The 23,426-nt window shown below is 68.3% G+C and carries 21 protein-coding genes and 1 pseudogene; 7 read left to right on the top strand and 15 right to left on the bottom strand.

Going from position 1 to position 23,426, the window contains the following annotated elements; genetic code table 11:
* Positions 1–39 precede the first annotated feature (39 nt).
* The 3 genes from AB8M46_RS10255 to AB8M46_RS10245 form a co-directional block, all read right to left on the bottom strand.
* Complete coding sequence (locus tag AB8M46_RS10255) at positions 40–420, bottom strand: hypothetical protein (protein ID WP_037334561.1); 381 nt, start codon at positions 418–420, stop codon at positions 40–42.
* 17 nt (positions 421–437) lie between these two features.
* Positions 438–1,622, bottom strand: coding sequence for an N-acetylglucosamine-6-phosphate deacetylase (nagA, locus tag AB8M46_RS10250; RefSeq protein WP_037334563.1), 1,185 nt, complete (start codon positions 1,620–1,622; stop codon positions 438–440).
* A gap of 91 nt (positions 1,623–1,713) precedes the next feature.
* The gene (locus AB8M46_RS10245) at positions 1,714–2,289 is read right to left on the bottom strand and encodes a SigE family RNA polymerase sigma factor (RefSeq protein WP_007032484.1); all 576 of its coding nucleotides are present in this window, start codon (positions 2,287–2,289) and stop codon (positions 1,714–1,716) included.
* A 141-nt stretch (positions 2,290–2,430) separates the two neighbouring features.
* On the opposite strand from AB8M46_RS10245, the gene AB8M46_RS10240 reads away from it, so the two are divergent.
* A complete protein-coding gene (locus tag AB8M46_RS10240) occupies positions 2,431–2,715 on the top strand; it encodes a YciI family protein (RefSeq protein WP_043849254.1) in 285 nt (94 codons plus the stop codon).
* Between the two features lie 4 nt (positions 2,716–2,719).
* Here the strand turns inward: AB8M46_RS10240 and AB8M46_RS10235 are convergent, their stop codons facing one another.
* From AB8M46_RS10235 to AB8M46_RS10210, 6 genes and pseudogenes are all read right to left on the bottom strand, one after another.
* On the bottom strand, positions 2,720–3,721 hold the full coding sequence (locus AB8M46_RS10235; RefSeq protein WP_394360158.1) for a PDR/VanB family oxidoreductase: 1,002 nt from the start codon (positions 3,719–3,721) through the stop codon (positions 2,720–2,722).
* The gene (locus tag AB8M46_RS10230; protein WP_394360157.1) at positions 3,721–4,587 is read right to left on the bottom strand and encodes a metal-dependent hydrolase; all 867 of its coding nucleotides are present in this window, start codon (positions 4,585–4,587) and stop codon (positions 3,721–3,723) included. The genes AB8M46_RS10235 and AB8M46_RS10230 overlap by 1 nt, the downstream gene beginning before the upstream one ends.
* Positions 4,584–6,053, bottom strand: a complete 1,470-nt coding sequence (locus tag AB8M46_RS10225) for an NAD(P)/FAD-dependent oxidoreductase (protein ID WP_037334569.1) — start codon at positions 6,051–6,053, stop codon at positions 4,584–4,586. The genes AB8M46_RS10230 and AB8M46_RS10225 overlap by 4 nt, the downstream gene beginning before the upstream one ends.
* 79 nt (positions 6,054–6,132) lie before the next feature.
* The gene (locus AB8M46_RS10220) at positions 6,133–6,606 is read right to left on the bottom strand and encodes a pyridoxamine 5'-phosphate oxidase family protein (protein WP_125733032.1); all 474 of its coding nucleotides are present in this window, start codon (positions 6,604–6,606) and stop codon (positions 6,133–6,135) included.
* Positions 6,607–6,609: 3 nt separating this feature from the next.
* Positions 6,610–7,500, bottom strand: a complete 891-nt coding sequence (locus AB8M46_RS10215; protein ID WP_394360156.1) for an SDR family oxidoreductase — start codon at positions 7,498–7,500, stop codon at positions 6,610–6,612.
* 150 nt (positions 7,501–7,650) lie between these two features.
* Positions 7,651–8,561, bottom strand: a pseudogene (locus tag AB8M46_RS10210) (aldo/keto reductase).
* A gap of 50 nt (positions 8,562–8,611) precedes the next feature.
* On the opposite strand from AB8M46_RS10210, the gene AB8M46_RS10205 reads away from it, so the two are divergent.
* From AB8M46_RS10205 to AB8M46_RS10195, 3 genes are all read left to right on the top strand, one after another.
* A complete protein-coding gene (locus AB8M46_RS10205) occupies positions 8,612–9,433 on the top strand; it encodes an LLM class F420-dependent oxidoreductase (protein ID WP_037334577.1) in 822 nt (273 codons plus the stop codon).
* An 83-nt stretch (positions 9,434–9,516) separates the two neighbouring features.
* On the top strand, positions 9,517–10,545 hold the full coding sequence (fbaA, locus tag AB8M46_RS10200) for a class II fructose-bisphosphate aldolase (protein ID WP_394360155.1): 1,029 nt from the start codon (positions 9,517–9,519) through the stop codon (positions 10,543–10,545).
* 225 nt (positions 10,546–10,770) lie between these two features.
* Positions 10,771–12,048, top strand: a complete 1,278-nt coding sequence (locus AB8M46_RS10195) for an ATP-binding protein (protein WP_394360154.1) — start codon at positions 10,771–10,773, stop codon at positions 12,046–12,048.
* A 3-nt stretch (positions 12,049–12,051) separates the two neighbouring features.
* Here the strand turns inward: AB8M46_RS10195 and AB8M46_RS10190 are convergent, their stop codons facing one another.
* A complete protein-coding gene (locus AB8M46_RS10190; RefSeq protein ID WP_037334584.1) occupies positions 12,052–13,257 on the bottom strand; it encodes a hypothetical protein in 1,206 nt (401 codons plus the stop codon).
* Between the two features lie 232 nt (positions 13,258–13,489).
* Between AB8M46_RS10190 and AB8M46_RS10185 the strand changes: the two genes are divergently transcribed.
* Positions 13,490–13,897, top strand: a complete 408-nt coding sequence (locus AB8M46_RS10185; protein WP_394360153.1) for a DUF3151 domain-containing protein — start codon at positions 13,490–13,492, stop codon at positions 13,895–13,897.
* A gap of 124 nt (positions 13,898–14,021) precedes the next feature.
* Here AB8M46_RS10185 and AB8M46_RS10180 read toward each other — a convergent pair whose 3' ends face one another.
* On the bottom strand, positions 14,022–15,248 hold the full coding sequence (locus tag AB8M46_RS10180) for a lipase family protein (protein WP_037334588.1): 1,227 nt from the start codon (positions 15,246–15,248) through the stop codon (positions 14,022–14,024).
* Positions 15,249–15,382: 134 nt separating this feature from the next.
* Between AB8M46_RS10180 and AB8M46_RS10175 the strand changes: the two genes are divergently transcribed.
* Positions 15,383–15,964, top strand: a complete 582-nt coding sequence (locus tag AB8M46_RS10175) for a TetR/AcrR family transcriptional regulator (protein ID WP_394360874.1) — start codon at positions 15,383–15,385, stop codon at positions 15,962–15,964.
* Here AB8M46_RS10175 and AB8M46_RS10170 read toward each other — a convergent pair.
* The 3 genes from AB8M46_RS10170 to AB8M46_RS10160 all read right to left on the bottom strand — a co-directional run bounded on the left by AB8M46_RS10170 (position 15,961) and on the right by AB8M46_RS10160 (position 20,297).
* Positions 15,961–17,271 carry a GGDEF domain-containing protein gene (locus tag AB8M46_RS10170; RefSeq protein ID WP_394360152.1) on the bottom strand — a complete coding sequence of 437 codons (1,311 nt, stop codon included), beginning with the start codon at positions 17,269–17,271 and terminating at the stop codon, positions 15,961–15,963. The two genes, AB8M46_RS10175 and AB8M46_RS10170, sit on opposite strands and share 4 nt — an antisense overlap.
* 202 nt (positions 17,272–17,473) lie before the next feature.
* Positions 17,474–18,727 carry an MFS transporter gene (locus AB8M46_RS10165; RefSeq protein WP_378428504.1) on the bottom strand — a complete coding sequence of 418 codons (1,254 nt, stop codon included), beginning with the start codon at positions 18,725–18,727 and terminating at the stop codon, positions 17,474–17,476.
* Between the two features lie 439 nt (positions 18,728–19,166).
* Positions 19,167–20,297 (bottom strand): LLM class flavin-dependent oxidoreductase, encoded by a 1,131-nt coding sequence (locus AB8M46_RS10160; RefSeq protein WP_073845802.1) that lies wholly within the window; start codon positions 20,295–20,297, stop codon positions 19,167–19,169.
* Between the two features lie 123 nt (positions 20,298–20,420).
* On the opposite strand from AB8M46_RS10160, the gene AB8M46_RS10155 reads away from it, so the two are divergent.
* A complete protein-coding gene (locus AB8M46_RS10155; protein WP_394360151.1) occupies positions 20,421–22,313 on the top strand; it encodes an FAD/NAD(P)-binding protein in 1,893 nt (630 codons plus the stop codon).
* Here AB8M46_RS10155 and AB8M46_RS10150 read toward each other — a convergent pair.
* Positions 22,310–23,413, bottom strand: a complete 1,104-nt coding sequence (locus AB8M46_RS10150) for a glycosyltransferase (protein WP_394360150.1) — start codon at positions 23,411–23,413, stop codon at positions 22,310–22,312. The genes AB8M46_RS10155 and AB8M46_RS10150 overlap by 4 nt on opposite strands.
* Positions 23,414–23,426 lie beyond the last annotated feature (13 nt).

The raw sequence follows: 23,426 nt of genomic DNA, 5'->3' as shown, positions 1-23,426 counted from the left end.
GGGTGACGCAGAGTGCCTTGACCCGGCGGGAGACCGCGCTCAGATCAGCGTGAGCAGACCGATCACCGAACCGGCGGCGAGCCCCAGCAGCACGGCCAGCAGCAACACCCAGTACGCGGGCAGCGGCGGGCTGCCCGGCGAAGGTGCCGGAGGCGGCGTCGGACGCTCCGCCAACCTGGCCGTTTCCGCGTCTTCCAGCGCGACGCGCTCCCGTTCGAGCGAGTCCGCGCCGGCGCCGGACAACAGGCCGTACTGCAGCGGCAGTTCGTGTTCGCCGGCGGAACCGAGATTACTCTCGGTGTCCGTTTCGACCGGTTTGTCGGTGGTCGTCTCGGAGATCCGCTCCGCCGAAGGGGCGAAGACGGCCTGAGCGCGCAGGGCGTCGGCTAGGAGCTTCTCCGGGTCCTTGGGCTCGCTCATCCGGACTCCTTTCGCCGCTACCCGTCGCTGACCGACACACCGCCTTCGATGGCGCTGCTCAATGTAGCCGCAGCGTCGTCTTCGACCCACTCGCCCTGACGAAGCACCTTGACCGGCCGCAGGTCGCGGTCGAGCACGACGAGGTCGGCCGCGAGCCCGGCCCGCAGCGAGCCGGTCCGGTCGGCGATGCCGAGCAGCTCGGCGGGGCGCCCGGAGGTCGCGCGGACGGCGTCGAGCAGGTCGATGCCCGCGCCGCGCACGAGGTTGCGGAAGGCCGCGTCCATGGTCAGCGTGCTGCCCGCCAGCGAACCGTTCCCGGCCAGGGTGGCGACGCCGTCGCGGACGTCGACCTCGAGGCGGCCGAGGATGTAGCTGCCGTCGGCGGCGTCGGTGGCCGACATGGCGTCGGTGATGAGCACCGTCCGGCCCTTGCCCGCGTGGTGCGCGGCCAGCCGCAGGACGGTCGGGTGCACGTGGACGAGGTCGCAGATCAGCTCGACGGTGATGCGTTCGTCGTCGAGGAGGGCGCCGATCGGGCCCGGCTCGCGGTGGTGGAGCGGCCGCATGGCGTTGAAGAGGTGTGTCGCGACGGAGGCGCCCGCGTCGATCGCGGGGATGATCTGGTCCTCGACGCCGTCGGTGTGCCCGATGGCGGCGATGACGCCCGATTCGGCCAGTTGCCGGACGGCCTTGATCCCGCCGTGCAGTTCGGGGGCGAGGGTGACCATCCGGATGTCGCCGCGGCCGGCGGCGAGCAAGGCGTTGACCGTCGCCGTGTCCGGCTCGATCAGCGTCGCCGGGTCGTGCGCCCCGCACCGCGCCTTCGAGATGAAGGGTCCTTCAAGGTGAATTCCGGCAAGTTCACCCTCTTGGACCAGCTCACGCAGGGCCGCGATCTGGTCCCTGAGTACCGGGATGGGGTCCGAGACCAGACTGCCGAGCATCGTCGTGGTCCCGTGCCGCCGGTGCGCGCGGACCGCGCGGAACAGCTCCTCGGGGTTCGCACTGGAGAACGATCCGCCCCCACCGCCGTGGCAGTGCGTGTCGACGAAGCCCGGGACGACCAGGCACCCGTCCACATCCACGCGGTCGATGTCCGGGGGTGTCCCGGAACCGACTTGGACGATCTGGCCGCCGGCGATAGCCAGCCAGCCGTCGTCGAGTACACGGTCCGGGGCGACGACCCGGCCGCCCACGATCACGAAATCTCCGGCGCCTCTCACGCCCCCCAGCATATATTGGTCTGGACCAAGCATGGCGGCACAACCCAGCGGTCGAGATGAAGGCCGGGCATCAGTTCGGTGACTGCATCGCTTTCTGCAGTGCTTCGAGCGCCCGGCTGGCGGTTGACTTAACGGTACCTTTCGAAATCCCGGCGGCCTCCGAGATTTCGGCCTCACTCAGCCCACCGTAGTAACGGAGGACCAAAACCTCGCGCTGGCGAGGGGGCAGTTTGGACAAAGCGCTCACAACGGCCTGATGTTCACTCGACAGCATGGCGAGGCTTTCGGCCGAACGCGCGTTGACGGCGTGCGGCGCGACGTACTCGCGCGCGGTCTTGCGGCGGCGCAGCACGCTGCGTGAGCCGTTGACCACGGCGGTGCGCAGGTAGCCGACGGCCGCGGCGGCGTCGCGCAGGCGCCCCCAGTTGCGGTGCAGCCCGGTGAAGGCCTCCTGGACGACGTCTTCGGCGGTCGCCGGTTCGTCCACGAGCAGGATGGCCAGCCGGACGAGCCGCATCCGGTGCTGGCGATAGAGATCCTCAAGGGTCAGCGGTGCCGCAGGCGGCGGTGGCGTGACCGGTCCGTCCATGGTGCGCAAGTGGCCGAGGGTCGCCTCGACACTGCGTTCCGCATTGCCCTCGAGCATGTACCCCTACCTGTTCATTTACCCCTTTGAAGCACAACCTGTGCATGGCGCTCGATCAGCGTATCGGGTGGGGTGACGGTCCTGCCTGATCGGATCCTGAGAAGCTGGGAGGCGTCTGTCGGAACGACCTTGGAGATGTCGATGGCCTGGTTCCTGGTGGAGATCACGTACGTGCAGGAGAAGCTGGCGGACGTGCGTCCCCGGCACCGGAAGTTCCTCACCGACCTCGCGGACCAGGGCGTCGTCGCGCTCGGCGGCCCGCTGGGCGACGGCTCCGGAGGCATCTCGATGTACCAGGCGGCCGACGAGGCGGCGTTGCTGGAGATCATCGACCAGGACCCGTACCACCTCGAAGGGGTCGTGGCGAAGCGGACCGTGCGCGAGTTCAAGCCGGTGATCGGCGCCTGGATCCCGAAGGAAGACTGACGGGTCAGAGATCGAGGGTGACCGGCTCGCGTTCGACGCAGACCCGGACGCGGTCGCCGGTCACCGTCGGCAGCTCGCACGTCCCGCAAAACCCCTGCCGGCACGAATAAGCGATGCCGGGCACGGTCTCGCGCAGGACGTCGAGGGTCGACCGGTCGGCGGGCACGTCCAGTGTCACGCCGCTGCGCGCGAGTTCGACGCGGAACGGCTTGCCGCCGACGATCGGCGGCGTCGAGAACCGTTCGAAGAACACGGGTCCCGAGTCGCGCAGCGCCGCGTCCGTCCGGACGCTCACGATCATCGGAACCGGGCCGCAGCAGTAGATCGGGGCACTCTTCGGTGCCCCTTCGAGCAATTCCGCGCCCGACGCGGGGATCCCGTAGTCCGTGTCCGGCCGGATCCACACCCGGTCCTCGAATTCGGACAATTCTTCCAAGAACGGCATCGAAGCCTCGTCGCGACCGGTGTAGACCAGTCGCCAATCCGCTCCCGAAGCGGCCGCCTGCCGCACCATCGGCAGGATCGGCGTGATCCCGATACCGCCCGCGATGAACAGGTACGCCGGGCTCTCGACGAACGGAAAGGCGTTGCGCGGGCCGCGCCCGGTGATCCGCGCGCCCTTCTTCAGCGCGTGCATCGCCGTCGATCCCTCGCCGAGCAACCGGACTCCGACGCGGTAGGCCGAGCGGTCGTCCGGGTCACCGCACAGGGAGTACTGCCGGACCAGACCCGGCCGCGGAGAGAGATCGACATGCGCGCCGGGCCGCCACCGGGGCAGCGGCTCGCCGCGTTCGTGCACCAGCCGCAGGACGGCGACGCCGTCCGCCTGGGCGCGGAGGTCGTCGACGACCAGCGGGAGGTCACGGTCGACGGCGACCACAGGCGGACGGCGACGGCCGCTCACCCCGCTGAGCCTGCGGTACAGCGCGACGACACCGGTCAGCGACGCCATCGCGCGGTCGGTGCGCCCGCTGCCGTCGAGCCGCAGCGGCCTCGGCGGTGTCATCACCGGGGTTCGTCGGCGGCCAGCGCGGCCGGAGAGCTCGCGAGGTACGCGACGGCCTGATCGGTGTTGCCGGTTTCGGTGGGGTGGTAGGACTTCCGGAAGTACGGCCGGATCTCACGCCGCAGCTGCTTGCCCGAAGGCAGAAGCCCGTGCTTCGCCACGCGCAGATAGGTCCGGAAACTCGCCTTGCCCGGCCGGGTCGGGTCGTTCTTCATGAGGAACCTGGTGCCCCGCAAGAAGACCCACGCGAGCACCGGCGTCACCACGAGCATGCTGCGCACGCGGCGCGCGTAGCGGCCGTCGAGGTGCATGAACAGATCGAAGGCGACCGAGCGGTGCTCGACCTCTTCGGCGCCGTGCCAGCGCAGGAGATCCAGCATCGTCGGATCGGCGCCCGCCTTGTCGAGCGCTTCGGCGTCGAGGATCCACTGGCCGAGGAACGCGGTGTAGTGCTCGATCGCGGCGATGACGGCGAGCCGTTCGATCAGCCACTCTTCGCGCCGTTTGGCGGAAAGCTCACGGTCGCCGAGCAGACGGCGGAACATCCACTCCATCTGCGCGATGTACGGGCGCACGTGGACGCCCGCCGCTTCGAGGTGTTCCGCCGCGCCGTCGTGCGCCTCGGCGTGCATGGCCTCCTGGCCGATGAAGCCGAGGACGTCCTCCTTGAGCCGCTCGTCGCGGATCAGCGGGACGGCCTGCTTGAACACCTCGACGAACCAGCGTTCGCCCTCCGGCAGCGCCAGGTGCAGCACGTTGATCGTGTGCGTCGCCTGCGGTTCGCCGGGGATCCAGTGCATCGGCAGCGACGCCCAGTCGAACTCGACGTCGCGGGCGTGCAGGACGATCTGCTCGTGGTCGGTCACGACGACCTCCCGCTGAGTTCGTAGTCGCTGGCGTCGACCTTGCGGGTGTCGAGCCAATAGCGCCAGGTGAAGCCCGGCCAGATCGTGCGGTTGACGCCCTTCGCGTCGAGGTACCAGCTCTTGCAGCCGCCCTGGGTCCACACGCCCTTGACGAGTTTGTCCTGGATCTCGCGCTGGAACTTCTCCTGCACGCCGGGGCGGACGTCGAGCGCGGCGGCGCCCCGCGAGTCGGCGAGTTTGATCGCGTCGACGACGTACCGCGCCTGCGACTCGATCATGAAGACCACGGAGTTGTGGCCCAGCGCGGTGTTCGGGCCGAGGAGGAAGAACAGGTTGGGGAAACCGGCGACGTTGATGCCCTTGTGCGTGCGCATCCCCTCGGTCGCCCATTCCTTGGCGAGGTCGCGGCCGTCGATCCCGGTGATGTCCAGGTATTCCAAGGCATCCGTGACCTTGAAACCGGTGCCGTAGATGATCGCGTCGACCTCGTGCTCGACGCCGTTCCCATCGACGATGCTGTGCGCCTTGACCTCTCGCACGCCTTCGGTGTTGACGTCCACATTGGACCGATTGATCGCCGGGTAGTAGTCGTTGGAGATCAGCACCCGCTTACAGCCCATGGTGTAGTCCGGGGTGACCTTCTTGCGCAGCTTCGGATCCTTGATGGCCTTGCCGATGTGGCGCTTCGCGATCACCTCGCCGGCCTTCATGATCGCGGGGTGACCGTTGAAGCCGACGGCGCGGACTTCGAGGAACCAGTACAGCGCGTTGCGGTAAAGCCGTTGCACGCCGGGGATCCGGCGGAACGCGGTCTTGGCCCAGCCCGGCATGGCGTGGTCGGGTTTCGGCATGATCCACGGCGGCGTGCGCTGGAACAGCGTCAGCTCGTCGACCTCGGGGGCGATCTTCGGGACGAACTGGATCGCGCTCGCGCCGGTGCCGACCACGGCGACCTTCTTGCCGCGCAGGTCGTACTCGTGGTTCCACTGCGCCGAATGCCAGGTCTGGCCCTTGAACTTCTCGATCCCGGGGAGCTGGGGCACCTGCGGGATGTGCAGGCCGCCGACACCGGAGACCAGGAACTGGGCCTCGAACTCACCCGACTTGGTGTGCACGTGCCAGCGGCGCGCGGTGTCGTCCCAGGTGGCGCCGGTGAGCTCGACCCCGAAGCGGATCTTGCGCCGCAGCCGGTACTTGTCGGTGACGTCCTTCAGGTACTGGAAGATCTCGGGGGCGGGCGAGAACGACCGCGACCAGTCCGGGTTCTGCTCGTAGGAGAACGAGTACATGTGGGACTGCACGTCGCAGGCGCAGCCGGGGTACGAGTTGTCGCGCCACGTACCGCCGACTTCGTCCGCCTTCTCCAGGATCACGTAGTCGGAGATCCCGGCCTTTTCGAGCTGGATGGCCTGGCCGAGCCCGGAGAATCCGGTGCCCACGATCACGACCTTGAATCGCTCGGTCATCTGCGCCCTCCACGTCGAGGCTTTCTTGCGCAGATGACGTTACCTGAAGTAACAGTTACTTGCTAGTACTACCTACCCGTCAGTACGTGCCGCCGAGTTTCGTGTGGTCCCAGCTGACGATCTTGGTGGGCCGGAAAATCAGCCCGATCCGCTTCGGGGCCTGCTTGCCGATGAAGCCGGACAGCTCGTCGGGCACCGGGTCCCCGGGCTTCGCGCCCGCGTACCGCTGCATGAGGCTGATACCCATCCGGGTGACCACGGCCGTGTCGGTGATGACCTCGACGTCGGCTTCGAGGGAGACCCCGCGCAGCTTCTCGTAGCTGTCGCCGTCCTCGATGAGCACGGTGGCGCGGGGGTCTCGCTCCAGGTTCTTCGCCTTCTGGGACGTGCCGTAGGTCCAGGTCGCGACACCGGACTCGTGCGGGTAGTACCAGAGCGGCGCCAGATGCGGGCGGCCGTTGGGGCCGATCGTCGCGACGTTGATGACCTTCTGCTCGTCGAGATAGGCGGCGAGTTCGTCGGGTGACATGCGGATCTGGTCGCGACGGGACATACGTCAGCCCTTTCGTGTGGCGGCCCGGCCTGCCTGGCCGGTCACTGAAGATTCGTACGCCCCGCGCTCTTTGATGTCCATGAGCGCGGCGGCGTCGGCCTTCTTGATCCGGCCCTTCGCGCCGATCTCGATGATCGGCGGCAGGAACGCGCGGATCAGCTTCAGGCCGCCGACCCAGCGGGGAACGTGCACGGTGCGGGCGCGTTTGTTGACCCCGGCCTGCAGGTGGTCGAGCGCGACGGACAGCGGGTAGGTCTTGCCGAGCAGGCCGGGCATGCCGGCGCGGAGCTTGCCGAAGACCGGGTGCTGGTCGGCGCTCTCGACGAGGTCGGTGCGGATCCAGGTGGGGTGCGCGACGCCGACCTTCACGCCGAGGTGGGCGACTTCGGCGCGGAAGCTGTTGCAGAACGCCTCGACGCCCGCCTTCGCGGCGGCGTAGTTCGCCATGCCGGGCGCGTGGGTGATCGCGGCCAGCGAGGAGATCGCCAGCAGGTAGCCCTTGCGGTCGATGACATGCGGAAGGGTGACGCGGAAGGTGCGCCAAACGCCCAGGAGGTCGACCTCGATGACCTTCTCGAAGGCGGCGGGATCCACCGACCGGACGAAACCGGAGGTCGCGATGCCGGCGTTCGCGATGACGATGTCGATCCCGCCGAAGTGCTGGACGACGCCCGCGGTGGCGCGTTCGAGGTCGTCCCAGCTGGTGACGTCGGCTTCCCACGCGTGCGCGCTGGGGCCGATCTTGTCGGCGACCGCCTGCTGTTCCTTGGCTTCGATGCCGACCAGGGCGACCTTCGCGCCCTGCGCGGCCAGGCGCTCGGCGAGTCCCGCGCCGATGCCCCTCGCGGCGCCGGTGATCAGGACGACCTTGCCGTTCACGCTGTTCTTGGCCACGTTGCCTCCTCGTCCGAGCCCTAAGGCTTTCGGACGGTACCTCAACCTACCCGGAGTAAGCTACCCGCAAGTAAGTCCGCATTTCGTCCTCTGGATGCGGTAGTTCGTGGTGCCGACTACCGCGTTCAGAGGACGAAATGCGGGAGGGGGTCAGCGCGAGGCGACGGTGAGGGCGTCGACCTCCTCGGTGGTCAGCGCGAGGTCGGCGGCGGGCAGGAGGTCGTTCAGCTGCTCGACCGAGCGGGCGCTCGCGATGGGCGCGGTGACGGTCGGCTGCGCGAACAGCCACGCGAGCGAAACGGCCGCGACCGGGACGCCGCGGGAGGCCGCGACCTCGTCGAGCGCCGCGAGCACCCGCTCGCCCCGTTCGTCCAAATAGGACGAAGCGCGAGCGGCGCGCGGGCTGTCCCCGAGGTCGTCCTTCGAGCGGTACTTCCCGGCGAGGAAACCCTTGGCCAGCGAGAAATACGGCAGTACGGTCAGGCCTTCGCGCTCGACCGTCGGCGCCAGGTCCTGCTCGTAGTCCCGCTCGACGAGGTTGTAGTGCGGCTGCAGCGCGACGTACTTCGCCAGCCCTCGCGGTCCGAAATGGACAGTGCTTCGCTCAGTCGTTCGGCGGAGTAGTTCGACGCCGCGACGTAGCGCACCTTGCCCGCGCGCACGAGTGCGTCGAAGGCCCGCACCGTCTCCTCGACCGGGGTGTCCGGATCGTCGATGTGCGCGTAGTAGAGGTCGATGTGATCGGTGCGAAGCCGTCGCAGCGAGTCTTCGGCCGCCGCCGCGATGTTCGCCGCCGACAGCCCCTTGCGCTGCTCCCACATACCGGTCTTGGTCGCGATGACGACGTCGTCACGGCGCCCGCGTTTGGCCAGCCAGTCGCCGATGATCGTCTCGGAACCGCCTTGGGAGTACAGGTCGGCGGTGTCGATGAAGTTGCCGCCCGCCGCCGTGTAGGCGTCGAGGACGGCGAAGGACTGCTCCTCGTCCGCGGTCCAGCCGAAGACGTTGCCGCCGAGGTTGATCCCACGGACGTCGAGGTCGGTGTTCCCGAGTTTCGCCATGGTTCGAACATAAGGGAAGACATCGCCCGCCCGTGGTGTTGGCTCGGAACATGGGAATCGAACTCGGCAGGATCGGCATCTGGCAGCACGAATCCGTCTTCACCCCGGAGATCGCCCGTGAGCTGGAAGAACTCGGCTACGGCGCGATCTGGCTGGGCGGCTCACCGGACGGCGACCTCGTGAAGGCGGAGGAGCTGCTCGACGCCACGAAGACGATCAAGGTGGCCACCGGCATCGTCAACATCTGGAAGGACGACGCGGCCACGGTCGCCGAGTCGTACAAGCGCATCGAGGCGAAGCACCCGGGCCGCTTCCTGCTCGGTATCGGCGCCGGGCACCGCGAGCACACCGCCGAGTTCAAGAAGCCGTACACGGCGCTGGTCGAGTACCTCGACGCTCTCGACGCCGCCGGGGTGCCGGTCGAAGGCCGCGTTCTCGCCGCTCTCGGCCCGAAGGTGATCAAACTCGCAGGAGACCGCACAGCGGGAGCCCACCCGTACCTGATGACGCCCGAGCACACCCGTCAGGCACGCGAGATCCTCGGCGAAGGACCGCTGCTCGCGCCGGAGCAGAAGATCGTCCTCGAGGCCGATCCGGCGAAGGCCCGCGAGATCGGACGGCCGAGCGTCAAGTTCTACCTCGGTCTCGTCAACTACACGAACTCCCTGCGGAAACTCGGTTTCACCGACGAGGACCTGGCGGGCGAGGGCAGCGACAAGCTGATCGACGCGCTGGCCGTCCACGGCGACGCCGAGACGGTCGCCCGCGGCGTCACCGCGCATATCGAGGCCGGGGCGGACCACGTCAACATCCAGGTACTGAACTCCGACCCCCTGCCGGTCTACCGGGCGCTCGCCGCGGTCCTCCTCTGACGCGACGGCTGTAGGCACCTCCCGGCCGACCTCGTACGATGCGGCCGAGAGGTGCACCAGCCTGCTTCGAGGAGGAGTAAACGATGCCCATCGCCACCCCCGAGGTCTACGCGGAGATGCTCGACCGGGCGAAGGCGAACGAATTCGCCTACCCGGCCATCAACGTGACCTCGTCGGAGACCCTGAACGCCGCGATCCGCGGGTTCGCCGAGGCGGAGAGCGACGGGATCATCCAGTTCTCCACCGGCGGCGCGGAGTTCGCGTCCGGCCAGAAGGTCAAGGACATGGTGACCGGTTCGGTCGCGCTCGCCGAGTTCGCCCAGGTCGTCGCCGCCAAGTACGACGTGAACGTCGCGCTGCACACCGACCACTGCCCGAAGGACAAGCTCGACGGCTTCGTCCGCCCGCTGATCGAGATCTCCGCGGAGCGGGTCAAGAACGGCCAGAACCCGCTGTTCCAGAGCCACATGTGGGACGGTTCCGCGATCGACCTCGACGAGAACCTCGAGATCGCGCAGGAGCTGCTCGCCAAGGCCGCGGCCGCGAACATCATCCTCGAGGTCGAGATCGGCGTCGTCGGCGGCGAGGAAGACGGCGTCGAGGCCGAGATCAACGAGAAGCTGTACACCGCCGAGGGCGACTTCCTGAAGACGATCGACGCGCTCGGCTCCGGCGAGAACGGCCGCTACCTGCTGGCCGCGACCTTCGGCAACGTGCACGGCGTCTACAAGCCCGGCAACGTGAAGCTGCGCCCGGACGTGCTCAAGGGCGGCCAGGAGGCGGCGGCGAAGAAGCTCGGCCTCGCGGCGGGCTCGAAGCCGTTCGAGCTGGTCTTCCACGGCGGTTCCGGTTCGCTGCCGGAGGAGATCCGCGAGGCGGTGTCCTACGGCGTCGTGAAGATGAACGTCGACACCGACACGCAGTACGCCTTCACCCGGCCCATCGCGGACCACTTCTTCAAGAACTACGACGGCGTCCTGAAGATCGACGGCGAGGTCGGCAACAAGAAGGTCTACGACCCGCGTAGCTACCTGAAGGCCGCCGAGGCCGGCATGGCCGCGCGCGTCGTCGAGGCCGCTCAGTCGCTGGGCTCGGCCGGCAAGAAGCTCTGACCTTCCCGCATTTCGTCCTCTGAATGCGGAAGTACGTGAAGGCCCCCTCCCTTGCGCTAGACGCAAGGAAGGGGGCCTTCACGTACTCGGAGCGTGGCTGAGACCAGCGGTTTCAAGATCAGCAAAATGTCGGTCACTTGTGCTGTGGAATGTCGGTTCACCTGGTCGTGAAATGTCGGTCGAGGGTACTGTGAGATGTACACGACCTCCGGCATTCGAGGAGCTATGGCCGAATCGGACCTGGTACGGGCCAGTTGCGCCGTCGCAGAGGAGTACTTGGCGAGCTTTCGCATCGTGATCCTCAACGGCCCGCGTCAGGCCGGTAAGACGACCATGCTCAGGCATCTGCACCGGCGGCACGGTGGTACCTCGTTCAACCTCGACGACGAGCAACTTCTGCAAGCGGCCATCGAGGACCCAGTCGGATTCGCCGGTACCGGCCCGGAGCCCAGGCTCATCGATGAGGTGCAACGGGCAGGGGACCCGCTGATCAGAGCGATCAAGGCGGAGGTCGACGCGGATAACGGGCCAGGACGCTACGTCCTGGCCGGGTCCACCAGGTTCCTGGCGACTCCCAGCCTTTCGGAGTCCCTGGCGGGCAGGGGCGTCGTCGTCGATGTGTGGCCGTTTTCGCAGGGGGAGTTCGAGGGGCGGTTCGAGCGGTTCATCGATGTCGCTTTCGACGAACCCGGCCGTTTGCTCGGCCTCGGTCCCGCGAGCGTCGATCGCGCGGACTACTTCGAGCGGATCTGTCGCGGAGGTTTTCCCGAACCCGCGCTTCTCGGCGGCGCGCGTGCGCGTAAAGCCTGGTTCCGTGCCTATGTGCAGGCCATCGCGGAGCGCGACATCCGGGAGATGTCCAGGGTCAATGAACCCAGCGCGATGACGGCCTTGCTGGCTTACCTGGCCTCCATCACAGCGCAAGAGCACAACAGCGTGAACACGTCGACCAGGACAGGCCTTCACCGCACCACGGTGAACAAGTACGTCGAGTTGCTCGAAGCGGTGTTCCTGGTCCACCGGCTCCCGGCGTGGTCGCGAAATCTGACGTCCCGGGCGGTGAAACACGCCAAGTTGCACCTCACCGACACGGGACTCGCCGCTTCTTTGCTGGGCGTGTCACCGGAATCCCTGGCGAAGCCCGTGGCGCCGACCCGTGGCCCCCTTGTCGAGACCTTCATCGTCAATGAACTGGCCAAGCAAGCGACGTGGAGCGAAGCCGAGGTTCGGCTGCACCACTGGCGAGTGAGCGGTGGCGCGGAGGTCGACGTGGTCATGGAACGGGACGACGGGCAGGTTGTCGGCATCGAAGCGAAGGCGCGAGACACCGTGACCGCGGCGGATTTCCGCGGCCTCGCCCAGTTGAGAGACCTTCTCGGTGATCAGTTCACGCAAGGAATCGTCTTGCACACGGGGAGCCAGGGCGCCATCAGCTTCGGTGATCGGCTGATGGCGCTCCCGCTCGATTCCTTGTGGCGGGCCGGGCACGATCCGGCCGTGTGAGCCTCAGGCGGCGCGTGCGCGACGCTTCTCCAGCACCGAGTTCATCGCCCGCGTCCCCGGCCCGGCGGCGGCCCACAGCACGCCGACCCCGACCAGACAGACCGCGGCCGTCCAGTAGGCCACCGGCGGCGCGGACTCCGTGTGCGCGTCACCGAGGATCCACGGCCGGAACTGCGACTGCACCCACAACATCCCGTAACCGAAAGCGGTCACCAGCAGCGCGCCCGCGCCCGCCGTCAGCATCGGATGCCCCCGCCCGATGCGGAACGCCAGGTCGACGGCGAGCCCGACGGCCAGCAGATAGAACGGCACGACCGAGACCGGGAAGCCCATCCCGAGCAGCAGCGGCCACATCACCAGCCGGTACGCGAGGTACGCGGCGGCGACCGTCGTACCCGCCCAGCGGAACCCGGTCGTGTGCCGCGCCAGCGCGAAGATCAGCGCCATCACGCCGATGCCCCACAGCGGGTACACCCAGTCGTCAATCGGCATCGTGAAGTATTCGACGGCGACCCGGTCGACCGGATGCCCGATCTGGTTGGCGGCGAAGTTCAGCAGCTCGGGCTCGGCCTCGGGCGTGCCGCGTTCCCAGGCGCGCAGGCCGAGGATGCCGTACTCCTGCTGACCGTTCGGGAAGAACGTGTTCTCGAGGAAGAAGGCCCACAGTCCGATCAGGACACCGGTGCGCAGGCGGCCGGGTTTGGCGTATTTGAGCCAGCCCATGATCACGCCGGCCTGCATGATGCCCGTTCCGATGTAGAGCATCATGTGCGACGGGCTCCACGCGGTCAGGTCGAGACCGTTGACGCGGTGGTTGATGACGTCCAGCGGCGCCGCGATGAGGAACACCACGAGCCCGATCTGCATCAGCCGCAGCGAACGCCGGTCGGCGCCCATGCCGGTGTAGCTGTGGATCGCCACCAGCACCATGATGATCACCGTGCCGACGGTGTTGATCAGGTGCGGCGGGGCGAGGTCGTCACGCAGCCACATGAAATGCCACGACATATCCCAGGACGAGCCCACCAGTTTGAAGGCGAACGCGGCCAGCCACATCGAGTAGCAGAAGTTCAGCACCCAGTCCGGCGTCGCCTGTCCCGGCGCGCCGCGGTGCCAATGGAGCTTGAAGAACAGCCTCGTCTTCGCGATCGGGCTGCGGGGGATGACACCCGGCGAAAGGTCCCCGGTCACTTCTGTCGCCTTTGTCATGCGGGCCATCTTCCCTGCTCCAGATCACGGGATGGGCATTTGGGGTCGAAAATCGGGGTTCACCCGTAGGGGTGGTGGATTTGCGACCGGCGTGCGAAACAGGGCAAGGTGTGCCGCCATGATGCCGAAACGACTCGTCGCGGCGGTCCTCGTCGCCGCTCTGGTGCTGGCCGGTGGGGGCATTCTCGGGAGCCTGTTCTTCTAGTCACACGCGGTCGGCACAATGGCCCGTATGACGAACCTCCTCGGCCCCCAGCCGACGCATCTCCCCGAGCACTCCGCCGCGCAGGCGGCGCTGGACGCCGGGACCGATCCGGCCGCCGTCGCCGCCGAGCACCCCGACTACAGCGAGGCGTGGGCCGCCCTCGCCGAGAAGGCGCTCGACGCGGGCGAGACCGTCGCCGCTTACGCGTACGCCCGCACCGGTTACCACCGCGGTCTCGACCAGCTTCGCCGCGCGGGCTGGAAGGGACACGGGCCGGTGCCGTGGTCGCACCGTCCGAACCAGGGTTTTCTGCGTTCCCTCGCCGTCCTCGGCAAGGCCGCCGGCAAGATCGGCGAGACCGAGGAGTACGACCGCTGCAAGACGTTCCTGAGCGACTCGGACCCCGCCGCCGCGGAAGCCACCGGCCTCAAGTGACGTCGTGAGTGGCGATTCGGGTTCTAACCCGAATCGCCACTCACGACCACCTGGACCGATCGGCCGCGCTCACGTGATCGAAGCCGGAACACCCGAGTGCGGCCTCAAGTGACACTCGGCAGCGCTAGAAGAGGCCGCAGTTCCCGAAGGCCGGCAGCCCCGCGAAGCGTCCCTCAAGCCAAGCGAAGGCCTCCGGGAACGCCCGGATCGCCCCGCCGACGTGCGTCGGAACCAGCGAAGTCGAGAACTGCACCTTCGCACCCTTCGCGCACCACGAGCGCGCCATGGTCCGCCCCTGCGCGTAGGGGACGATGTCGTCGAGAGCACTGTGGACGACCAGAGTCGGCGCGCCCGGCTTACGCGCACCGATGAGCTGCTCGCCGACTCGCGTCTTGTACGGCTCTTCGCCGAGGTAAGCGGTCAGCGGCCGACCGTCCTTCGTCAGGTCCTTCGACTGCGTGAACGCGTGCGCGAAGATCGCGTCCACAGTGCACTCCTGCTTGACCTTCTCGAACGCTTCGGCGCCCTTCGCGTTCAGCAGGGACGGGATGTTCAGCTCCGGATACGCCGCGTCCATGCTGACCATCGTGAAGCCGAGGAACCCGAACGCGTAGTGCCCGTCGATGTTCTTGCCGACTTCGGCCAGGTCGGCCGGGACGGCGCCCGCGTACGAGCCCTTCAGCTTGAGTTCGGGCGCGTACGACGGCTGCAGTTCGGCGGCCGACGCCGACGCCCCGCCGCCCTGCGAGTAGCCCGCGGTCGCGACCGGGCCGTTGTCCGGCAGGTTCGCTTCGGGCAGGCGCTGCGCCGCGCGGATCGAGTCGAGGACGGCGTTGCCCTCGGCGACGCGGTTGACGTACGTGTGGACGCCGGGAGTGCCGAGGCCCTCGTAGTCGGTGACGACGACGCCGTAGCCGCGAAGCAGCAGCCCGGCGATGAAGGGGCCTTCGTACTCCATGCCCGCCGAGAGGGCTTTCGACGGCGCGCACTGGTCGCCGACGCCCTGCGTCCCGGCCGCGTAGCCGATGACCGGCCGTTCGCCCGCGCCGGTCCACGCCTTCTTCGGGGTGAGGACGGTGCCGGTCACGGCGTTGGCCCGGCCGTGGGTGTCGGTGCTGCGGTACATGATGCGCTGGACGTCCGCGTCGGCCTTGATGAGTTTCACGGGATCGACGTAGAAGGTGGACGGCTCGTGCCGGATGATGTCGCCGGGAGCACCCGCGGGCAGTGGCGACGGGGGATCGTAGAAGGACGGGGCGGCGCCGGCCTGCTGTGCCCCGAAGGTCAGCAGGGCCGCGATGGTGGCCGCTGAGACGGCGGCGGACACACCGCGCCGGGATCCTGGACGCATGCTTGCTCCTCGTTGAGCACAAACATTTTCGACAGACGTGTCGAAAAAGAGAGTCAGTGAGGTGGCGCACAATGTCAAGTCCGGCGCCGCGAGGGAGACCCCGCAAACTCCCGATCGGCGAGCAACGCGCGCGGGTGCTGGGTTCGGCCGCCGGCGTCTTCGCGGTGCACGGCGCGCAGGCCGCGACGATCGAGCAGATCGCCCGGCGCGCGGGGGTGTCCCGTCAGGCCGTCTACGAGCAGTTCGGTGATCGCACGACGTTGTTCGCCCAGGTCGTGGCGGACATCGAGGAACGCGCCTTCGAGGCGATCGGCGCGCCCGCCCTCGACCTCTCGCAGCCCGAGCTCCGGTCATGGGCCCGCGCCAACTACGCCAACATGTTCGCCTTCGTCGCGGCGAATCCCGACGCCTTCCCCGTACTGCGCGAAGCGGAGCGCATGGGCGATCCGGCCCTCACCCGGCTTCGTGAACGGCTCGCGACCGTCTACACCGAGGCGAGCCGTCAGCGCTGGGCACGCCACGGCGTCGACTCCGGCCGCGCGGACAAGGCGCTGGTCACGCTGTTCTTCGCGATGACCGAGGCACTTGTCCAGGCGAGCTGGGACGGTGAGCCGCCCGCCGCGGACGCGCTCATCGACCTGCTCACCGAATTCACCGTCGGCGGCGTCGTCCGGCTCCGGACCGCGGCCGCCGACGTGATGGAAAGACTGCGCTAAGCCGCGACGGCCTCCATGGCTTCTTCGGTGACCGACGCCAGATCCGGTGACGAGACGACGCGGTTGCGGCCGTTGCGTTTGGCCGCGTAGACGGAGGCGTCGGCCGAGGCCATGACCTCGTCGATCGTCCGGCCGTCGAGCGGGAACGTCGCGACGCCGACCGACGCCGTCCGCTGCTCGATGACCACGTCGTTGCCCTCGTTGTCCTGGGTCTTGATGACCATTTCGCTGATCCGCTGCCGGATCCGCTCGGCGACCGCGACGGACTCCTGCTTCGAAGACGAGGTCAGGAGTACGACGAACTCCTCACCGCCGAAGCGGCCGGCGAGGTCCTGCGTCCGCGTTTCGGCCTTGACCAGCGCCGCGACCCCCTTGAGCACGTCGTCGCCCGCCAGGTGGCCGTACGTGTCGTTGATGCTCTTGAAGTGGTCGAGGTCGATCATGAGCGCGCCGAACTGGCCGTTCTCGCGCTCCGCGCGGGAGACCTCGCGGACGGCGCCCTGCTGCCAGGTCGTGGCGTTGAGCAGCTGGGTCTTCTGGTCGGTGGTGGCGAGCTCCTCCAGCTGCTTGATCAGCACCGACCGCTGCAGCAGGTACAGCGGCAGGAAGACGAGCAGCACGAGCACCGGCTGATGCGGCAGGACGGCGAGCACGAGCGCGCCGATGCAGACCGTCGAGGCTTCCAGGATGTTGTCGTCCCAAGAGCCGAGGAGCGTCTGGACGCTCGCCTTCTTGGGCGCCGCGAAGTACAGGCCGGTGCCGGTGAAGACGGCGTTCATCAGGAAGAAGGCGAGGCTCGCGGCGCAGATCGACGTCACCGACGCCGTGTCGGCGCCGACGATCTGCACGGCCGCCCAGGCGGCGAACGCGGTCAGCGTCATCGATGTGGCGTTCGCCACAGTTCGATGGGGGTTGACCGTGCGAAGGCCCGCCCAGCTGCGGTATCCGAGGTGAAGATAGATCACGGTTACGAGAAGCGCGGTCAACTGCGGCGGAAGCAGGATCGCGCCCGGCAGGACCCAGACCGAGGTCATGTTGATATGCGGGGTGACGCTCATGCTGCGCCGCTGGCGCTCGATCCGGCGGGTCGCCTCGGTGTGCGCGATGGCGAGCCCCGCGAGCAGGGAACACAGCAGGACCTGCGAAGACGTGATGGCGATGGATGCGGCGAAGACCCCCGTCAGTGCCAGCATCGTCGCGACGGACAGCCCGGTGTAGGCGATCCAGTGCTTGGGCCTCTTCCACAGCTCCCACGTCGCTACCGTGAGAGCCGAACGATGTCCAGCGCGTTCCTCCGATGTGATCATCTTTCCCCCTGACTCTTGCGTCATTCTCCGAAACCCCCTACTTACGGACAGCTTCTACCGACTTGCGGGCTGTCGACAAGCTCCCTAGGTGTGTACTTTTCTCTGAGAGGTCGAGGGAAAGGTGCCAGCGATGGCCGGTAGGGATCAGTGAACTGGGGCGCGCGCCAGACGTCCGCGCGATCGGGCCGGCGCGTGGAACAGCTCAATGTTCTGCGCGTGCGGCGTCTTTTTCCTGCCACCGTTCCGGGTCGCGGCTGAGGGTCCGGAACCAGCTCAACGCGAGCGGGACGGTCAGTATCAATCCCGCAAGGCCGAAGACGCCGACGGTCGACTGAGGGCCGACCTGGTCCGCCAGGATGCCGCCGATCAGGGGACTCACCCCCATCGTCGTGGTCAATCCGGTGTTCGACAGCCCCATCACCTGCGCCCGGCTCTCGTCCGGCACGGCCAGCGTCAGCGACGCGGTCGCCTGCATCAGCGCCACCGTGCCGAAGCCGCCGCAGAGCACGAACAACACGATCGACGCCAGCGGTCCCGGCTGCAGGAAGCACAGCAGCAGCGGGAGCGCGGTCAACGCCGAAAGCGGCCCGATCAGTTTCGGTCTGACGTGTGCCGGCACCCACCGTGAGTAGATGAACGCCCCGATCACGCTGCCGATCGGATCGGCGGCCAGCAACAGGCCGATGACCTCGGGGCCGCCGCCCGACGAGGCGACGTAGGGCGCCGCGATGCCCTCGTACACCGGCAGCAGGCCCATCAGCCAGGTGAACAGCAGCAACGAGCGCAACCCGGCGCTGGCGAAGACGATCTTGCCGCCCGAACCGATCGACGCGAAGAACGATTTGCGCTTCTCCCCGGACGCCGCGGCCGGCCGCGATTTCAGTCCGAACCGGACGAACAGCGCCGAGATCACGAAGGTGACCGCGTCCAGCGCGAGGGCGATATGGGGTTCGAGCGCGGTCAGCAGGAGCCCGCCGCCGGCGAATCCGGCCAGCTGCGCCGATTGGACGGTCATGCTGCGGATCGCCATGCCGACGACGAACCGGTCGCCTTCGAGGATCTGCGGCAGCAGGGCCAGCTGGGCCGCCTTGAACGGCGGGTTCAGCAGCGAGACGCCGCCGACGAGGACGCACAGGACCCAGAACGGCAGCACCGGCACCGCGACCAGCGCGATCAGCAGGGCCCGTAAGAGGTCGACGACCACCATGACGGTCCGCCGGGGGAACCGGTCCGCGAAGCCGGTGAGGAAGATGCCGCCGAGCAGCGAAGGGGCGTAGGTCAGCGCGTAGGTGAGACCGGTCAGGGTCGCGGAGCGGGTTTCGGTGAAGACGAGGACGGACAGGGCGACCCTGGCGAGTTGATCACCGAAGATCGAAAACAGTTCGGCGAACCAGAGCGAACGGAACTCGGCTACACCGAACACCTCTCGGTAAGTGACCCGTCCGGCCGAAGCCATGCTGCCCCCAATAGGGTCCTTATTACGCGAGAAACTCGTGACCGAGAGTAACGCGGTCACGAGCTCGTCACGAAGCGTCATTCGTTCACGTAAGTGTCTCCTGACTGTTGGTGATTGGCTAGGTTCTTTCGCCGGGTTTCTGGAGTTGGAGATCTTTTTCGTGGATGAACTTTCGCCCGCGAAGATGTCCCGGTGACCGGTATCAACGCCCAGGCCAGCGCTTTTGGGTTGATTCGGGCTTTTCGCCGGTAAAAAGCGGACAGGACGGCGTCACCCGGGGCGGGGATGCCGCGTCGCGACGGCGGTCCGCGAGTGGTCCCCGAGGCGCCTACGGGCGAACGTGTTTCGACTCCGCTCCGCGACGACCGGGACAATCGACGGCAGTCGGCGTCGTGGGCCGAATGGATGACGCTGCCCGCCATTCGGTGTAGTGAACGGTTCAGCCGTCGACGGCGAGTACCTCGCGCGCCGAAGCCGCCTTCGCCGCGTCGCGTTTGGCGACCTCTTCGCGCACGATCGGGATGACGTGACGGCCGAAGTCGATCGTGTCGCCGAGCATGTCGTAGCCGCGGGCGGAGAGGATGTCGACGCCGAGGTCGTAGTAGTCGAGCAGGGCCTGCGCGACGGTTTCGGGCGTGCCGACCAGGGCGTTGGAGTTGCCCGCACCGCCGGTCGCGGCCGCCGTCGGGGTCCACAGCGCCCGGTCGAACCGTTCGCCCTCGGCGGCGACCGCGAGGAGCCGCTGCGAGCCGGTGTTCTCCGGATTCGTGAGCGAATGCCGCCGGGTCAGCTGCTGACCGCCGCTCGTCCGGGCCTTGATCGCGTCGACCGTGCGGTGCGCCTTCTCCCAGGCGAGTTCCTCGGTCGGCGCGATGATCGGGCGGAAGGCGACCTGGATGCGCGGGACGTCGGTCCGCCCGGCGGCCCTCGCCGCGGCCTTGACGGACTCGATCTGCTCGGCCGTTTGCGCGAGGGGCTCGCCCCAGAGGCAGAAGATGTCCGCTTCGGCCCCGCCCGCCGCGTACGCCGCCGGAGACGAACCACCGAACGAGACGCCAGGGCGTGGCTGCTGCACAGGCCGGACGTCGAGAACGAAGTCGGCGAAGCGGTAGTGCTCGCCCTCGTGGTCGAAGGGCTCTTCGGACGTCCAAGCCCGCTTCACGATCTGGATGTACTCGCGCGTGCGTGAGTAGCGCTCGTCCTTCGTCAGGTAGTCGCCTTCGCGCTGCTGCTCGTGGTCGCTGCCGCCGGTGATGAAGTGGACCGTGAGCTTCCCGTCCGAGAGCTGGTCCAGCGTGGCGAACGTCTTCGCCGCGAAGGTCGGGTACGAGACGTTCGGCCGGTGTGCCAGCAGGATCTGGAGCTTGTCGAGCTTCGCCGCGACGTACGCGGCCGCCTGCGCGGGGTCCGGCCCGCTGGAGCCGTACGCGAACAGCACCCGGTCCCAGCCGAATTCCTCGTGTGCCCGCGCGAGCCGCAGGGTGTAGTCCTTGTCGAAGACGCCACCCGATCGCGGATGTGTCTCCGAACCGTCGTTGGTGCCTCCGATACCCAGGAATTCGACCGGCATCGTCCGTCCCTCTCGTCCGTGTCCCCCTGTTCGACGAGTACGCGCCGGTTCCTCGCCGTGGCAACGGGTTCCGCTCCTTGAGAACCCGCACACGCCCCGGAATCCCGGCGTAGCTTCGGCTTCGTGAGTACCGCAGACCTTCCCTACGTGCTCGCGGTGGTCGGCGCCGGTCCACGTGGGGTGGGCGTGCTCGAACGGCTCGGTGCCAACGCCGCCGAGCTCCTCGGCGGGCGGCGGCTGGTGGTGCATCTCGTCGATCCCTTTCCCGCCGGGGCCGGGCGGGTCTGGCGTCATGAGCAGTCACCGTTGCTGCGGATGAACTCCATGCCCGAGGACGTCACCGTGTTCACCGACGACACCGTGGAGATCGACGGGCCGATCCGCCCGGGGCCCTCGCTGATCGAGTGGGCGCGGCTGGTTCGCGAGGGCGCGCTCGACGCGGAAGTCGACGAAAGCCTGCGCGCCGAACTCGAGGCGCTGCAAAGCGATCACTTCCCGACGCGACGGCTGCAGAGCGCGTACCTCGCCTGGTTTCATCGCGAGGTCCGCGCAGGGCTTCCGCCCGAGATCGAAGTCGTCGAGCACCGGACGCTTGCGGTGCGGCTGGAAGACGGCGATCCGCAGTCGCTCTGGCTGGAGGACCGGGCGGAGCCCCTCGCCGTGGACGCGGTCCTGTTCACCGTCGGGCATCTCGACGCCGAACCGGACGAACGCGAAACCGCACTCGCCGATTTCGCCGCCCGGCACGACCTCGCCTACTACCCGGCAGGCTACACCGCCGACGTCGACTATTCGGCGATCCGGCCAGGGGAAACCGTGCTGGTGCGCGGATTCGGCCTCGCGTTCGTCGATCTGATGCTGCTGCTGACCGAAGGCCGCGGCGGCCGGTTCGAAGAGCAGGCGTGCGGCGGGCTGAAATACCACCCCAGCGGCGCCGAGCCGGTATTGCACATCGGTTCACGCCGTGGCGTGCCGTACCACTCGAAGATCGGCTACCGGCTGCGCGGAAAGCCCTTGCAGTTGCCCAAATTCTTCGATGCCTACGCGATCGGGAAGCTCTGCGACGTGCCCGGACCGATCGACTTCCGCCGCGACGTCTGGCCACTGATCTCGAAGGAGATCGCGTGGGCCTACTACAGCGAACTGTTCACCGCCCACCCCGAGCGGGTGCGGATGGATTTCGCGGTCTTCGCCGACGCTTTCGCGGACGCCGCGCCCGGCGAGCTCGACGCGCTGGTGGCGCGGGCGGTTCCGGCGCCGGACGACCGGCTCGACCTCGGCAGGCTCGACCGGCCGATGGCGGGAGCCGAGTTCGGCACCGCCGAGGAGTACGGCAAGGAATTGCGCGAGTACGTCGAAGCGGACTTGAGCCGCCGGGCGGACCCCGAGTACAGCGCGGATCTGGGTGCGTTCATGGCGCTGCTTTCCGTGATGGGGCAGCTTCCGGCGCTGGTGCAGACCGGACGGCTCGACGCGGCGTCGCAACTGTCCGATTTGGACGGCTGGTTCCTCGGCTTCTTCTCCTACTTCGCCAGCGGCCCGCCGCCGCGAAGGCTCGAAGAACTGCTGGCGCTCCAGGAAGCAGGTCTCGTTTCCTTCTTGGGTGCCGAAATGCGGGTGTCGGCCGACGAGGAGCGCAGGGCCTTCGTCGCTTCAGGTGCGAGCTTCCCCGGCGAGACCGAGGCTCGGACCCTGGTCGAGGCACGGCTCCCCGAGCCGAGCGTCTCCAGGGCGTCCGATGTCCTTTTGCGACAGTTGCGCGACAGCGGCGCGCTCGGCGAGGAAGCCGTCCTCGACCCGGTCACCGGCGACAGGCTGCTCGCCGGCCGTATCCACACCCGCGTCTCCGACGGCCGGATGCTCGACGGCGAGGGCCGTCCGCATCCGCGCCGGTTCGCGCTCGGGCCGCATACGTCGGCGCGGTCGGCCGGGGCGTTCACCCGGCCGAGGACCAACGCGCTCCCGTTCCGGCAGAACGACGTCGTCGCGCGAGAGATCTTGCGGTCGGTCACTTAACGAGCGGCGAACTCCTCCAGCCGCCGGACGACCTCCGACGGCGCGGGCATGGCGGCGATCTCGTGACGGGCCCTGGCCGCCACCTCGCGCACGCGGGCGTCGTCGAGGAGGGTCTTGGCCCTGTCCTCGACGGCGTCCGCGGTCACCTCGTCGCCGGTCAGCGCCCGTCCGGCATTGGCCGTCTCCAGCATTTCGGCGTTGACGAACTGGTCCGCGCCCTGCGGCAGCACCAGTTGCGGCAGTCCGGCCGAAAGCGCGCCGAGCACGGTCCCGGTTCCGCCGTGGTGCACCACCAGATCCGCGCGCGGAAGGACTTCGGACTGCGGCACGAAGCCGGTCACGTGGACGTTCGGCGGCAGGTCGCCGAACTCGCCGGGGTCACCGGGACCGCGGGCGACCAGTACGTCCACCGGCAGCCGCGCGAGGCCGTCGATCGCCGCGCGCAGTACGCCGGTGGCGCCGAAGGCCACGGTGCCCAGCGTCAGGTAGACGAGGGGCCGGTCGCGTCCGTCGAGCCACGACGGCACCGTGCCCGGTTCGTTCCACGGCACCGGCCGGAGCCGGAAGACCGTCGGCAGCGAGCTCGCCACCGGGTCGCGGACGACATCCGGCCACACGTCGATCCCGGCGTCGCCCAGCATGAGGTCGGCAGGCGGGTTGCCGTCCCACAGCGGCGCGAACCGGTGCGCGGCGGCGGCCATCAGCTCGGCGGGCATCGACCGCCCGATCACGTGGGACACCACCGGGATCCCGGCCCGGCGGGCGGCCGCCGCCGCGCCGACGTCGCTCATCTCGTAGACGACCAGATCCGGCCGGAGCGTGGGGAGCAGCGGGCTCAGGTCGGCGATCGTCGCCTGCGGCAGGATGTCGGCGAAGGCGGTGAAGATGGCCTCGAGCGCGTCCCCTTCGGCCTGGTCGACGGCGTCCTGGATCGAGATCCCGACCTCGTGCGCGTCGAAGCCGAGCGAACGGACCTTGTCCAGGAAGGCCGCTCCGGTCCCGAAGACCACTTCGTGTCCGGCGTCGCGGGCGGCGATCGCCAAGGGCATCAACGGGTACAGGTGGCCGTAGGCGGGGCGGCACGTGAAGAGGATGCGCACCTCCTAGAAGCTA

Origin of the sequence: Amycolatopsis sp. SB7-3 (assembly GCF_041021335.1) — a bacterium.
Classification (GTDB): domain Bacteria; phylum Actinomycetota; class Actinomycetes; order Mycobacteriales; family Pseudonocardiaceae; genus Amycolatopsis; species Amycolatopsis japonica.
The sequence above is the reverse complement of the archived record's forward strand: the minus strand, read 5'-3'. Positions and strand labels throughout refer to the sequence as shown.

Coding starts and splice junctions, on each gene's coding strand:
- AB8M46_RS10255 (WP_037334561.1), bottom strand. CDS start 420: ATGAGCGAGCCCAAGGACCCGGAGAAGCTCCTAGCCGACGCCCTGCGC.
- AB8M46_RS10245 (WP_007032484.1), bottom strand. CDS start 2,289: ATGCTCGAGGGCAATGCGGAACGCAGTGTCGAGGCGACCCTCGGCCAC.
- AB8M46_RS10240 (WP_043849254.1), top strand. CDS start 2,431: ATGGCCTGGTTCCTGGTGGAGATCACGTACGTGCAGGAGAAGCTGGCG.
- AB8M46_RS10235 (WP_394360158.1), bottom strand. CDS start 3,721: ATGACACCGCCGAGGCCGCTGCGGCTCGACGGCAGCGGGCGCACCGAC.
- AB8M46_RS10225 (WP_037334569.1), bottom strand. CDS start 6,053: ATGACCGAGCGATTCAAGGTCGTGATCGTGGGCACCGGATTCTCCGGG.
- AB8M46_RS10220 (WP_125733032.1), bottom strand. CDS start 6,606: ATGTCCCGTCGCGACCAGATCCGCATGTCACCCGACGAACTCGCCGCC.
- AB8M46_RS10205 (WP_037334577.1), top strand. CDS start 8,612: ATGGGAATCGAACTCGGCAGGATCGGCATCTGGCAGCACGAATCCGTC.
- fbaA (WP_394360155.1), top strand. CDS start 9,517: ATGCCCATCGCCACCCCCGAGGTCTACGCGGAGATGCTCGACCGGGCG.
- AB8M46_RS10195 (WP_394360154.1), top strand. CDS start 10,771: ATGGCCGAATCGGACCTGGTACGGGCCAGTTGCGCCGTCGCAGAGGAG.
- AB8M46_RS10190 (WP_037334584.1), bottom strand. CDS start 13,257: ATGACAAAGGCGACAGAAGTGACCGGGGACCTTTCGCCGGGTGTCATC.
- AB8M46_RS10185 (WP_394360153.1), top strand. CDS start 13,490: ATGACGAACCTCCTCGGCCCCCAGCCGACGCATCTCCCCGAGCACTCC.
- AB8M46_RS10180 (WP_037334588.1), bottom strand. CDS start 15,248: ATGCGTCCAGGATCCCGGCGCGGTGTGTCCGCCGCCGTCTCAGCGGCC.
- AB8M46_RS10170 (WP_394360152.1), bottom strand. CDS start 17,271: ATGATCACATCGGAGGAACGCGCTGGACATCGTTCGGCTCTCACGGTA.
- AB8M46_RS10165 (WP_378428504.1), bottom strand. CDS start 18,727: ATGGCTTCGGCCGGACGGGTCACTTACCGAGAGGTGTTCGGTGTAGCC.
- AB8M46_RS10160 (WP_073845802.1), bottom strand. CDS start 20,297: ATGCCGGTCGAATTCCTGGGTATCGGAGGCACCAACGACGGTTCGGAG.